Source organism: Aerococcus sp. HMSC10H05 (assembly GCF_001806975.1).
Taxonomy (GTDB): domain Bacteria; phylum Bacillota; class Bacilli; order Lactobacillales; family Aerococcaceae; genus Aerococcus; species Aerococcus viridans_B.
On record NZ_KV786946.1, the window covers coordinates 1 to 12542 of the forward strand.

Annotated in this window: 12 protein-coding genes; 5 read left to right on the forward strand and 7 right to left on the reverse strand. The window is 36.2% G+C overall.

Annotated elements, in window-relative coordinates; all coding sequences use genetic code 11:
- Window positions 1–449: 449 nt before the first annotated feature.
- Window positions 450–1394, reverse strand: coding sequence for an aldo/keto reductase (locus tag HMPREF3116_RS00450; RefSeq protein WP_070466848.1), 945 nt, complete (start codon window positions 1392–1394; stop codon window positions 450–452).
- A gap of 119 nt (window positions 1395–1513) precedes the next feature.
- Complete coding sequence (locus tag HMPREF3116_RS00455) at window positions 1514–2326, reverse strand: DUF1189 family protein (RefSeq protein ID WP_246819001.1); 813 nt, start codon at window positions 2324–2326, stop codon at window positions 1514–1516.
- A 154-nt stretch (window positions 2327–2480) separates the two neighbouring features.
- On the opposite strand from HMPREF3116_RS00455, the gene proC reads away from it, so the two are divergent.
- Both proC and HMPREF3116_RS00465 read left to right on the forward strand, forming a co-directional pair.
- Entirely contained in the window at window positions 2481–3290 is an 810-nt protein-coding gene (gene proC, locus HMPREF3116_RS00460) for a pyrroline-5-carboxylate reductase (RefSeq protein WP_083272696.1), read from the forward strand.
- Window positions 3291–3409: 119 nt separating this feature from the next.
- Window positions 3410–4504, forward strand: a complete 1095-nt coding sequence (locus HMPREF3116_RS00465) for an FUSC family protein (protein ID WP_070466850.1) — start codon at window positions 3410–3412, stop codon at window positions 4502–4504.
- A 148-nt stretch (window positions 4505–4652) separates the two neighbouring features.
- Here HMPREF3116_RS00465 and pulA read toward each other — a convergent pair whose 3' ends face one another.
- Both pulA and HMPREF3116_RS00475 read right to left on the reverse strand, forming a co-directional pair.
- A complete protein-coding gene (gene pulA, locus HMPREF3116_RS00470; protein ID WP_070466852.1) occupies window positions 4653–6641 on the reverse strand; it encodes a type I pullulanase in 1989 nt (662 codons plus the stop codon).
- Between the two features lie 202 nt (window positions 6642–6843).
- A complete protein-coding gene (locus HMPREF3116_RS00475; RefSeq protein ID WP_070466854.1) occupies window positions 6844–8094 on the reverse strand; it encodes an adhesin in 1251 nt (416 codons plus the stop codon).
- Between the two features lie 189 nt (window positions 8095–8283).
- Here HMPREF3116_RS00475 and HMPREF3116_RS00480 point away from each other — a divergent pair, with 189 nt between their 5' ends.
- A complete protein-coding gene (locus HMPREF3116_RS00480; RefSeq protein ID WP_070466855.1) occupies window positions 8284–8826 on the forward strand; it encodes a nucleoside tri-diphosphate phosphatase in 543 nt (180 codons plus the stop codon).
- A gap of 169 nt (window positions 8827–8995) precedes the next feature.
- Here the strand turns inward: HMPREF3116_RS00480 and mutY are convergent, their stop codons facing one another.
- On the reverse strand, window positions 8996–10228 hold the full coding sequence (gene mutY / locus HMPREF3116_RS00485; protein ID WP_070466857.1) for an A/G-specific adenine glycosylase: 1233 nt from the start codon (window positions 10226–10228) through the stop codon (window positions 8996–8998).
- A gap of 32 nt (window positions 10229–10260) precedes the next feature.
- The gene (recX, locus tag HMPREF3116_RS00490; protein ID WP_070466859.1) at window positions 10261–11322 is read right to left on the reverse strand and encodes a recombination regulator RecX; all 1062 of its coding nucleotides are present in this window, start codon (window positions 11320–11322) and stop codon (window positions 10261–10263) included.
- A 165-nt stretch (window positions 11323–11487) separates the two neighbouring features.
- Between recX and HMPREF3116_RS00495 the strand changes: the two genes are divergently transcribed.
- Window positions 11488–11688, forward strand: a complete 201-nt coding sequence (locus HMPREF3116_RS00495) for a hypothetical protein (RefSeq protein WP_070466861.1) — start codon at window positions 11488–11490, stop codon at window positions 11686–11688.
- Window positions 11689–11738: 50 nt separating this feature from the next.
- Entirely contained in the window at window positions 11739–11984 is a 246-nt protein-coding gene (locus HMPREF3116_RS00500) for a DUF2922 domain-containing protein (protein ID WP_070466863.1), read from the forward strand.
- 224 nt (window positions 11985–12208) lie between these two features.
- Here HMPREF3116_RS00500 and HMPREF3116_RS00505 read toward each other — a convergent pair whose 3' ends face one another.
- On the reverse strand, window positions 12209–12463 hold the full coding sequence (locus tag HMPREF3116_RS00505; protein ID WP_003141237.1) for a helix-turn-helix domain-containing protein: 255 nt from the start codon (window positions 12461–12463) through the stop codon (window positions 12209–12211).
- Window positions 12464–12542: the final 79 nt, after the last annotated feature.

The window sequence follows — 12542 nt, forward strand, 5'->3', positions numbered from 1 at the left end:
TCTTCTTTGTTCAGTTTTCAAAGGTCTATCTCGTTGCTTCATTTAGCAACTTTTATAATATATCATCTTCATTCAACAACTGTCAAGCGAAACTTTAAAAAGTTTTTTTAACGTTTTGTTGTTTTTTTGAAGCGACTTGGACATCATACCTTAAATTCTGATATCTTGTCAATAGTTTTTTTAAATATTTTTACTTGTCTCGAGAACTGACATAGCTTCTTGACAACTACCTAACAATACCATGTTGCAGATCACTCTGTCAACTAGTATTGTTCAAAAATATTTTGTTGAAATATTCCTGTAAGAACTATTTCCGTAAAGAGTATTATAGCAAGTAATTTAATTCTATACAAGTATAAAATCAATAAAATACAAAAAATTGTTTATTCAATTATAAAAAGAACGCAAACCCGTTGATAGATCTGCGTTCTCTCAGTTTTAATAGTTAATTAAGGCAATCGGTTTCCAGCGCTTTGATATATTTCATACCATTCTTGACGTGTAAATTGAACGTCACTTGCTTTAGCATAATTTAACATACGATCAATATTGGTTGTACCTAAAACTACTTGCGTATTATCAGGAATCCTTAGCAACCATGCGATAGCAGCAGCTTCATTATCCAATCCATAACGGCTACCGATTTCAGTTAATTTATCATTCAAGGTTTTATAATTTGAATCATTGAAAAATACACCATTTTCACCTTGAATTGGTGACCATGCTTGAATAGCCATATCATGCAATCGGGCATAATCGATTAATTCCCCTCCTCGATTTAACCCTTCTTCAGTTTTAGTATTTACACTGAATCCATAATCAAGCGCAAGCGTGTGAGCTGGTGAAAGCTGAATTTGGTTTGCTACTAAATCTTGCTTAACATATTTCTTCAATAATTCAATCTGAATTGGTGTATGATTACTCACGCCAAAGTTTCGAACTTTTCCACTAGTTTCTAAAATATCAAAAACTTCAGCTATTTCCTTTGGTTCCCATAAGGCATCATTGCGATGTAGTAACAGAATATCTAAATAGTCTGTTTGTAATCTCTCTAATGATTCATCTACGGACTGCAATATATGTTCTTTAGATAGATCAAAGAAATTGCGCTCATTATTATGATAAGTGTCTGGTAGATAGATACCTACTTTTGACTGTAAGATAATATTTTCTCTCGGTATATCGAGACCCGCGAAAGCTTCTCCAAATAATTTCTCTGCTCCGCCTCTTTCTTGAAGGTAGATATCTGCATGATCAAAGAAAGTTAATCCCGCATCATAAGATCGTTGAATAATTTCTTGGACCTCAGCAACAGATTTCCCTTCAATACGCATACACCCTACCGCTAGATTGGGTACTGATATACCGCTTTTACCTAGTGAGATTTTTTTCATATAAATTCCTCCGAATCGCTCAAAGAAAACGTTTGTTTATAACTAACTAACATTATACTTTCTTTAATAAGTTTTTAAAATAAAAGCGCTCTGTTAATTGAATATTGTTATCCATTCATTTAGATTGCATCTGTTCGAATGAATTTCGTTTGTCGGTAAGATAGATATAACATCGTAATGGTACCAATCCATAATATAGGAATCATAATAACTACCGTTGGCATAAAGAATCCAATAGCAATGGAGAGTATAGCTGGCAACCCCATAGCTGTTGCTACCATTCCTAAACAATATTGGAAAGAGAACAAATCATGAAACTGATTTTTTTGTAAGATATTTAATCGAGAGGTAATTAATAGCAAACCACCTAGTCCAAGTATAAAAATTGTCAGCTGACGCGTCATCACCAGAATCTGGCGACTTTGTGTATTTACTTCAGTTTGATAGCTTACGCGTAAACTTTCTATTAAAGCGTCATTATCCTCTAAGTAATCCGCAAAATTTAATGGTAGATTAGCTGTGTAGCGGGTTTCTTTATCCGTTTGATAGACGAATTGATCTGGAAGTATTAGTAATAGTTTATCATTACCTTTCAAGTAGCCATCCAAGTTATCAGCACTTGGTAAAATAACTAACTGCATTTGGTCACCATCTATCACTATATCGGTCTGGTCTGACTCAAACGTACCATTCTCATAAGTAAAATTCGATAGCACACTAGCAGTTTCATCCGGTATGATCGTATGTAATTCTTCAAAGGCATTATTAACAGCACTATCTTCAACAGGTTGAAAATGACTTACAAATGGCCAAGTCATCATAATCGACCATAAAATCATCACAAGTACTGATTTCCACCAAGTCATTAAATAGCGATGGTAGAAAATATTAGCTGGACTAAATATATCTTTTATATAGTGTATCGGAAACATTAAAGTGATTCGCTCCTTTTTTTGGTAACTTTATTATAACGAAAGTTGAATTGAATCATAGGTACTTTTCGTTAGTCGTGAAACTACGGAATTTATGCTAAAATGAAGTTGTTTTAATGAACTTGTGATTCATTTAAAGAAGGAAGGCGCATTTATGAAACAAATCAATAAAAAAATTGCTATTATCGGTTTAGGAAATATGGGTACAGCTATCTTAAACGGCTTAGTGAAAGCAGACAACATTGATAACCAACTCATTATTGGCTCACGTGCTAACCCAGAAAAAGCTGAATCTGACTCAGCTAAATATGGCATCCCTATTTTAACAGATAACCAAGAAACAGCTAAGGGAGCAGATGTCATTATCCTTGCAGTAAAACCTTATTTGATGAAAGATGTGGTAAATGAGGTGAAGCCTGTAATCACAAATGAAACGATAGTGATTTCAGTTGCTACCGGCTATAGCTTAACGAACGCAGCTGAACAATTAGGTAACCATGTGAAATTTGCTCGAGTGATGCCAAATATTCCTGCACAAGTTGGAGAAGGGATCTCCGGTGTGGTCTTTAACCAAAACCTGTCTACGAATGACCAAAGCTTGATTATGCAAATCCTAAATACTTTCGGATCTGCTGAGCAATTAACCGAAAATCAACTAGATGCCTTCACGGGTATTGCAGGATCTAGTCCAGCGATTATCTTTATGATTATTGAAGCAATGGCGGATGCTGGTGTGGCAAAAGGACTAACTAGATCCCAAGCCTTGGCCTTTGCAAAACAAGCAGTCAAAGGTGCTGCTCAGTTAGCAATTGAATCTGATTTACATCCAGGTGCTTTAAAAGACGCTGTATGTACTCCTGGCGGAACAACTATTGAAGAAGTGCGTACCGCTGAATCGATGAATCTACGCTCAACAATTATTGAAACGATGATTGCCGGTATTGAAAAATCGGAAAGTTTATAATTTATATAAATTGATAAAAATTTACCTTTATTGCTAGTTTTAACGGCTATTAACTAGTAATATGAAAATTGAAGAGTTACTATATATGATGAAGAACATTAAAAAGGATTGAATTAAAAATGAAACTTGGTGCAAGGATGTTTAAGACAGGCCTTGGCGTAACACTCAGCATCTTACTCGCTAATTGGTTACCCTTTGTTGAACCTGTCATCCCAGCCTTTACTGCCATCATCGGTTTGCAACAAACGGTTAGAGGGTCTATCGATACCTTCTTCAATCGAGTTATAGCAGCCATATTGGGAGGAATCGTTGCTGTAATCATGGTCTACTTCTTCGGAAACTCCCCCATTATTATTGGCGTGACTGTAACGTTGTTTATCGGTATTTTACGTACCTTAAACATGGCAAACGTCATTATTTTAGCGACAATCACGCTTGTAGTTATTATGTTGCGTGACCAAGATATGATCATCACCTCTGCAATCGCGCGTGTAGTTGAATCCTTACTCGGTGTTACTGTTTCTTTACTGGTGAATGTTTTTGTTCTACCTCCAAAATATGATGCTATTTTATATGAAGAAGTAAATAAAACTTCTAGTGAAATCTTAGTACGCTTAAGGGCGATACTCAGGAAAAACGGTGAGTACTCTACCCTTACTTCAGATATATCCTGGGCTGAAAACCGGATAAAACAAGCTCACAAACTATTTGCATTATTAAAAGATGAAAATGTTTGGTCTAAACAAAAACTACCTATGTTAAAAAGAAAACTAGTTGTTTTTCGGGCTTTAATCATCTCATTAGAAGAAGCTTTAGCTCTGTTATCTGTTCTACATATCCATACAAATGTGATGTTCCAGTTACCAGATGAGTTACGGATACAAATCCGTGAACGAATTGAAACTTTATGTTCTGCCCATGAGCAAATATTCTTGAAATTTGATGGTCGGATTTCACCTTTAGAAGTAAATTTCTTCCAACCCACTCAAGTTTATCGTCAAGATTTAATGGATTCTATTTTTGAGTATGCTGCCATCAAACAAACAGCTACCCCAGAAGAATTCGAACGTTCAAATGCCTTAATGTTAATCACAGGTCAATTAGTATCTTACGAGGAATCTTTGATTAAATTAAATACCCTAATTCGTTCATATAGAATTCACCATGACGAAGATGACTATCAAGCAGATTCACTAGAAGGTATTGAAAGTTAAAAACATATACATGTCAATATTTACAATGTCTATATTTACCAAGAAAGGAGGTCAAGACAAAACGTCTTGACCTCCTTTCTTGATTTGTTTAATCATTTGAATGATTTTCAATCATAATGAACACTACAATTAGACATAGTATGATGGTCTACGCTACTCGTTCTAAAATTAATGTCGATAGTATTGGCACTGTAACATTTGCATTACCTTTCTCTAATTCGACAAAGTCCTCATCCACCATTTGATTATCCCGAGCTATTGGGCGCCAGCTCCCTTCTGGTATCCATACAGAGACATCATTCAATTGCCCATTAAATATGATCACCAACTCATGCCCTAGACCATGGTAATGCACACCAATAATTTGGTAGTCCGATTTGATGATGGTTGCATTTTTAAAGAATAGATCTTGATTCCTCTCTGTGAAGAATGGGTATTTCTTCCGTAATGCAAGTAACCCCTTGAAATAGGTCACAGCCTCAAAATTAGCAGCCATTAAATCCCAGTCTATATTATTAATCTTATCACCTGCATTATAGGAATCTCTTACACCATGCTTAGTTCGAAAGAACTCTTGTCCACTATGAAAGAATGGAATTCCAGCCGATAAAGCAATGATACTGTTACCTAAAAGCTGCCTTCTTTTTCGTAGGCTTACCGGTTCTTCTCCGTGGGATAAAGCAATTTTATCCCGTAAAGTATAGTTATCATGTACCTCAATATATTGAATCAGTTGTTGGGGTTGAGTTACATTTGCATCACGTTTCGACAAATTTCCGCCACCTAAGTAAGAAGCAAGAACAGCTTGTTCAGTCATAAATTTCCCACTAATAAAACCTGAATCAGTGGCATCTCCATAATCAGATCCACGCATTTGATCTCGCAATTGGTCGTTAAAGTATGAAATGCGTGATGTTTTATAAGCATTTCGAAGGATAGCTTTTTTATCTGAAGATAAAAGGGTTTCCAAGTCCCACCCTTCTCCATACATCAAGATAGATGGATCAACTTTATCCAAAGCTTCGCGAATAAGATTTAATGTTTCGATATCATGTAAGCCCATTAAATCAAATCGGAAACCATCAATATGAAATTCCTCAGCCCAATATACAATTGATTCAATCATATACCGACGAAACATTAACCGCGTTGAGTCTGTCTCATTCCCAACGCCTGAGCCATTCGACAAGTCACCATTCTTGTTATAACGGAAATAATAGTATGGCACAGTTAAACCTAAGGGATGACGTTCATGTTCATAGACATGATTATAGACAACGTCCATTACGACACGAATCCCTTTTTTATGTAGGGTCTGTATCATCTCGCGCATTTCTTTTAACCTAGCAATAGGATCACGAGGCGACATAGAATACGAACCCTCCGGCACATTATAGTGCATAGGATCATAACCCCAGTTATAATTATCAGGGCGGTCAGATAATTCATCTACAGTCACAAAATCTGCCATTGGCATTAATTGTAAATGGGTAATTCCTAGGTCAGCAATATAATCTAAACCCGTTGGAAAGTTATTGGCTGTTTTCGTACCAGTTTGACTAAGACCAGCAAATTTCCCGCGTTTTTCTTTCACTACACCTGAATTGATATTAGCGGTTAAGTCACGAACACTAGCTTCATAAATAATAGCATCACTTGCATGAACAAAGGGTGGACGCTTGTCATTTTCCCAATTTTCAGGATAACCCTCTTGCAAATCTACAATTACAGACCGAGCACCATTAACGGTTACAGCTTTTGAATATGGATCTTGTGTAATTTCAACAGTTGAATTAGGGAAGCTAATTCGATACATGTACGGTGTATTCTTATAATCCCCTTCCAAAAGAATTGAATAGGTACCCGTATCTGGCTCTTTCGTCATCTGGATTGCCTCATATTCATCCGATGTATCCGATACATATAAGAGCAATTCAACACCAATGGCTATCGGTGTCCAAAGACGTAGCAGTGTGCTCGCTTTGGAATATGCACAACCAAGAAAGCCACTATAATAATAGGCCTTATCAAAATCCTCAGATTTCATGGTTTCGCGCATTCGTAGACTAATTAATTCTGGATCAGTTGTTTCACTTAAATCAAAAATCTCTTGGATAGTTAGAATATTTTCTACCATGATTGCCTCTTTTCTTCAAATCGAAAAACGATTCATTTATATTCAGTTTATCACATTTATTTTATCGATTTTTAGTCTAAAAGACTACAAAAAACACCTTAAAAGGTGATTTCCCTATTGCCCACTACCAGACAACCATGGCTTGGACAACTTATGAATATCGACTCCTTTTAAGATGTTTTCTTAAACTGATATGTAAAAATTATTCAGATAATGTTGCTTCCTCTGATGATCCATCATCTATAACGCTTTCTGATGGCGAATCAACTGCTTCATTTGAAGATGGTTCTTCTACTGGCGCAGACCATCTATACTCAGATTCTGATGCAGAATAGTTGTAATCGTTAGCTGCTTCTTCTGATGCGATAGATGCTGAAATTGATGCTGCTTCGGCTGCCGCCGCTTCTTCTGCTGCGATAGACTCTGATTCTGCAATGGATGCATTTTCAGCGTCTATTGAAGCTTGCTCTTCTGCCGCAATAGATTCAGCCTCTGCTTCAGCTGCTGCCGCTTCTTCTGCTGCAATAGATTCTGATTCTGCTTGCGCATCAAGTTCTGCTTGCATTGCTTTTACATCTTCATTTTTGCCATCATATCCATCAGTCGCATTGATTTGTATATCCTCAATTTGTGTCATCAATGTGTTGGCCATTAATAAACTAGCATCTTGAGAGAACCCTTCATCTGTAAAACTATTTTCAAGGTTTAGTTTCTCTGATTTATCTCGTGCTTCACTATAGGCTGTGTTGATATCATAAACATTGTAGCCTGCATCTTGCATTGCAGATAAGGTATGATCATTGTATGCCACATAATCTTCATCCTCAGTCATTTCTTGACTAGATGCTGGATATTGTGCAAATATGATTAGCGCTGAAGGTAGATCCATACGAATAGTGTTAAATAATTCTTCAATATTATCTGAATGCTCTTCTTCAGAGATACCAGCTTCATAATCTTCCTCTACAAAAGTTGGAATAATCACTAATTGTGGATTTGCTTCAGTTAAGCTGCCTGAGTATTGCTCTACGGCATCTGCACTTGTCATATCTGCCCAGTCAATTGAATAAACCGCTGTTTCTTCAAATTCAATTTTCTTCAAACGATCTGATATAGTCGTTGTCCAATCCTCTTGATCTGCTTGTGTACGAGCGATAGAGATAGTTGGTACTTGTTCAACACTTTGCAGATAATATAAATAATGTAATGCCGTTGTTTCACCACGATTATCTGCAAAAGCTTTCACCATTTCTTCTGGATCGTATTCTGCTTGTGTACTTGATGCTGTTTGATTCATGTCTACAGACATTGATGAAAATGTACTTGCTTGATCTGCTAACATATTTTGCTGACGTGATCGATAAACAAAATAGCTACCTCCCACTAATACCAATGAAATGACAATAAAGACTGCTGTCAAAATCATCTGGTTTCTATTTGATTTTCTATTCATACTTGAGCTCCTTTATACAAACTTTTCCCATTATTATTCTATCATATAACAAAATGAAGCTAAACTGAATGAAATCTTTTAGGTTTTTTAAAGAATATTCAAGTAGGCAATTAGCCTACTTTTTCATTTTTCATTATGCTATAATATTTTATGTTACAACCTAGCTAGGTGTAGAAAGTAGGTTTAGTGATGAGAAACCCTAAAGAAGGTGAATTCATCACAGTCAAAAGCTACAAGCACGATGGTTCTTTACATCGCACTTGGCGAGATTCTATGGTTTTAAAAACAAGCGACCAAAGTATCATTGCCTGCAATGATCATACTTTGGTTGTTGATTTTGACGGTAGACGATGGGTGACTAGAGAACCCGCCTTACTATATTTTCATAAACACTATTGGTTCAATATTATTACAATGATTCGTCCGAACGGTGTATCTTATTATTGTAATTTAGCGTCCCCTTACGTATTGGATGATGAAGCCTTGAAATACATCGATTATGATTTAGATATCAAGATTTTTCCAGATGGTAAGCGGAAATTATTAGACGTAGATGAGTATAAAGACCATCGCCAATTAATGGGCTATTCGTCTGATATAGATGCTATTTTAAAAGATAACGTTCAAGAGCTTGTACGTTGGATTAATGAAGAAAAAGGGCCTTTTTCTAAAGAGTATGTAGATATTTGGTACGAACGCTATTGTCAACTAAGTCACAAACGCAAGAAGTAAATCATAGTAATAGTCAATATGTAGATAAAGACTGTGGTGATATGCTAGAGGTGTGTATTTGAGCGATTGGTGGTGGACTTAGACCGTCACAGCAGAAGACTTAAACCATCCTGAATATTCACGACAATTTACACAAAAGGCTACGACTCATACAGTCGTAGCCTTTTGTTTATTTATTTTTCTGCATTTCTTGATAATTTTCATATGCTTGCCAAACTTTCATTTGGACAGTTGGGAAGGCATAATCTTCAAATTGATGTGGTGCGACCCAGGCATAATCTTCTTCACCAGAAGCGATGAGCATATTTATCCGTTGTTCGTCTTCACCTGTTAATTGTCCGTAAGCTAATTGAATATGCCAGATCAGATGCGTGAAGACATGTTTAACTTGGTCAATTTCCTTACGCATAAAAATTGGTGAAATACCGTAATTTTGCTTACTTTCAGCGAGTAAAAAATCTGATTTTTCAGTTATGGGCAGATCCTGATTAGCTTTTGTTCCTAATTCAATTAAGGGTACGGTCCAAAGGTTATTCAGCAATTTGTGTTGCGTCCTTTTCTCAATTAATACTTGCCCTTTAGCGTTTTGTAATATCAGGGCTTGATAATAAACAGGTTTCGCTTTGGCTTTTTTACTTTTGATTGGGTAAGTATCGGTGGTACCTGTTAGTGTTGCTAAAGTATAATCTCGCAGTGGAGATAGCTCTGGCATAGCTTTCTTAGGTGTTTCAAATGAAGAACCTAAGTCCATAATTGCTTGATTAAAATCTCCTGGTCGGTCTGGATCGACTAAATATTGTCCCACAGCTTCAAATATTTTTCGGTTGGCAGGTTTTTGTATATCTGCATTAATCATAAACAAACGAGCAATTACACGCATGGCATTTCCGTCAATAGCTGGTACTGGGATGTTGAAAGCAATCGAACCAATAGCACCTGCTGTATAAGGACCTATCCCTTTCAACTTTTTGATATCCGCTAAATTGTCTGGAAAAATACCATCATAATCATTCATAATTTGTTGCGCAGCCACCTGCATATTACGAACTCTAGAGTAGTAACCCAAGCCTTCCCACACTTTTAACAATTGGTCTTCTTTAGCTTCTGCCAAATCTTTTATAGTCGGGAAAGCAGATAGAAAACGGGCATAATAGTCAATTACAGTTTCCACTCGGGTTTGTTGTAGCATGATTTCCGATACCCAAATCCGGTATGGATCTTTAGATTCACGCCAAGGCAACCGACGACTTTCCTTATCGTACCACTCTAAGAAAGTTTTCCTAAAAGCTTGATTAGTTACCGGTCCCCACACTTGAACACCTTCTATTACTGGGCCCAAGTCCTGAATGGCGGATTGATTTATATATAAAGATAAATCGATGTCTTGATTTACTTCAGTCACTGATTCCCTTCCTCTTCTACTTTATATTTGTCTTAAATATCTTCCTCATATTCCCAAAGAGCTTGGTTGATCAAGTCCAAAGGATAACCTTTATTATAGAGCATTCCTTTAACCTTAAAGATCAATTCCTTGCCCGATAGTTTTTTATATCGTCGCATATACTTGTCCAAATCTTTATGTAAAACCGCGAGTTCTTGGTTTTCATCTTGATAATGTTCTGCCAATCGCTGCATTAATTCCTGAATCAGATCACTATCAAAACCCTTTTGTACTAAGTATTGATTCGTCTTCTGGCTAGCGTTGCGATGAGATCCCTTCCTTAGTTGTTTTTTAAAATACTTTTCTGCAATAGTATAAGCATTTTCCACTTCTGTAGCTCGGTCATATTCTTTTAAAGACTTATCAATCTCTTCTTCTCTTAGTCCCTTATTTTTCAATTCTCTCGCTATGACATTAGGACCTTTTTTATTAATATTCATCGCCGTTCTTGTATAGGCTTGCCCAAACATTGTATCATCAATTAGTTTCACAGCTTTTAATTTTTTAATCACTTTTGCCATTACATCCGGTTCAATTTCTGCTTCCGTTAACTTATCTTTTACCTCTTTTTCGGATCGAAGTTGATAACTCAAAAACCGAACCGCTAGCTGATAAGCATAATCTTCTTTATCCACTTGCTGGATATCTGTGATAAAAGCTTGGTCTAAAACTTGCCCCTTATGCAAGGCAAATTTCACCAAAGTATTTTCACTGACCCCGAAGGCAAACTGACCCTTGATATAAATATTAAACCGTTTCTTATTCTTCTGTACTTCAATAGCCGTAATTTCTCCAGTCAGCACCTGTTTTTCATTGGTTTCTACTTGGCTTTTTTCTTCTTGAAAAAGGGACGCTGCTTTCTTAGTTCTAAGCCCTTCAGCTTTAGCTAGTAAATCGGAGGCCAAGCTATCCGCACTTGGTACAGACTGTCCAACTTTTTTTGATCTATCTTTCTCATGAACTGGCTCATTCCTTTTACTCGTCAAGGGCTTTGATGGCGTACTTTTATCCCCTATATCAGATAATTTCATTGGGCCGTGTTTTTTTTCAGTCATCCTATTATCCCTCCTTAAAAATCCCGATATTCTCTATATATTCTAGCATAGGAAAAGGTTAGGTCACAGTTTCTACAATTAGCTTGTCACTTTTCTCTCAACCATCGTTCTTATTAGTGTAAGTCATCCGGAGGGCTTACAAAACAAATATTGGAGGGTTTATCTATGAAAAACTTTGAATCTGCAAAATTAGAATTAACATACTTGAATGTTGACACAGAAAAAGAAAATCGTATCACATTGAACGGTTTAATCGAAAATCCAGATACTGGAAAATTAAATGATTTAGCTATTGCCCTTTCTAACTTAGTTGAAGATCCATTTACTGGTGCGGCTGTAGTTGAGCGTTATATCATTACTGATTAATCATTTAATGAACAAGTTACCTGTCCCTATTGTCCAAAAGGAGGAATATTATGATTGAAGAAACAAATGTATTTGAATTAAAATTTAAAACTGCTGACAACAAAACACGTACCGTAACGATCAAAAATCCGAAACCTGACCTAGATGCAGCATCAGTAGAAGCAACTTTAAACGCTTTTATCGCTACAGAAGCTTTTGTCAATGATGACCGTCAAAATATCTTTCACTCAGCTGTTTCAGGCCGTTACGTAAACCGAAAAGTTCAAGAAATTTACACTACACCTACAGAAGCATAAGCGCATTATCAAGAGAGAACTGGACAGATTAGCCAGTTCTCTTTTATGGATATAGATAATTATTTTTTGCTAATAATATACAATTCAACATATTTAAATAGGGGGGGCGATATTATGGTCACACCCCTTTTTGCTATAAAAAAATAGTCGCATTCGTTTATGGAACTTCAGGGGTCACAAACGAATACGACTTTTCTAAATTGATTGTTATTAATTATTCAGAACTACAATTCAACTTTGACAACTAAGTTTCCGCCAACAGCGTCAACGATTTCTTGTAATGTTGCTAGAGAAATATTTTGTTGTCTTGATTCTACACGTGAAATGTAGCTTTGTTTACGTCCAGAGATTTCTGCTAGACGCGCTTGAGAAATACCGCGTTTACTACGAATTTCTAAAAGGATCTCTGCTGCGTTTTGTGTTGCTTTTTGACGAGCCGCTTCACGTGGCTGTGCATTCGCAATTTTTAATTCTTCCATGTTCAGCCCTCCTTACTTACTATATATTATACTGCAAATTATTTGATATGAGTTATAAATTACTTATAAATCTAACCTA

Excerpts from the sequence above, each read along its gene's own strand:
- HMPREF3116_RS00450 (WP_070466848.1), bottom strand. The coding sequence starts at position 1,394 with ATGAAAAAAATCTCACTAGGTAAAAGCGGTATATCAGTACCCAATCTA.
- HMPREF3116_RS00455 (WP_246819001.1), bottom strand. The coding sequence starts at position 2,326 with ATGTTTCCGATACACTATATAAAAGATATATTTAGTCCAGCTAATATT.
- proC (WP_083272696.1), top strand. The coding sequence starts at position 2,481 with ATGAAACAAATCAATAAAAAAATTGCTATTATCGGTTTAGGAAATATG.
- HMPREF3116_RS00465 (WP_070466850.1), top strand. The coding sequence starts at position 3,410 with ATGAAACTTGGTGCAAGGATGTTTAAGACAGGCCTTGGCGTAACACTC.
- pulA (WP_070466852.1), bottom strand. The coding sequence starts at position 6,641 with ATGGTAGAAAATATTCTAACTATCCAAGAGATTTTTGATTTAAGTGAA.
- HMPREF3116_RS00475 (WP_070466854.1), bottom strand. The coding sequence starts at position 8,094 with ATGAATAGAAAATCAAATAGAAACCAGATGATTTTGACAGCAGTCTTT.
- HMPREF3116_RS00480 (WP_070466855.1), top strand. The coding sequence starts at position 8,284 with ATGAGAAACCCTAAAGAAGGTGAATTCATCACAGTCAAAAGCTACAAG.
- recX (WP_070466859.1), bottom strand. The coding sequence starts at position 11,322 with ATGACTGAAAAAAAACACGGCCCAATGAAATTATCTGATATAGGGGAT.
- HMPREF3116_RS00495 (WP_070466861.1), top strand. The coding sequence starts at position 11,488 with ATGAAAAACTTTGAATCTGCAAAATTAGAATTAACATACTTGAATGTT.
- HMPREF3116_RS00500 (WP_070466863.1), top strand. The coding sequence starts at position 11,739 with ATGATTGAAGAAACAAATGTATTTGAATTAAAATTTAAAACTGCTGAC.
- HMPREF3116_RS00505 (WP_003141237.1), bottom strand. The coding sequence starts at position 12,463 with ATGGAAGAATTAAAAATTGCGAATGCACAGCCACGTGAAGCGGCTCGT.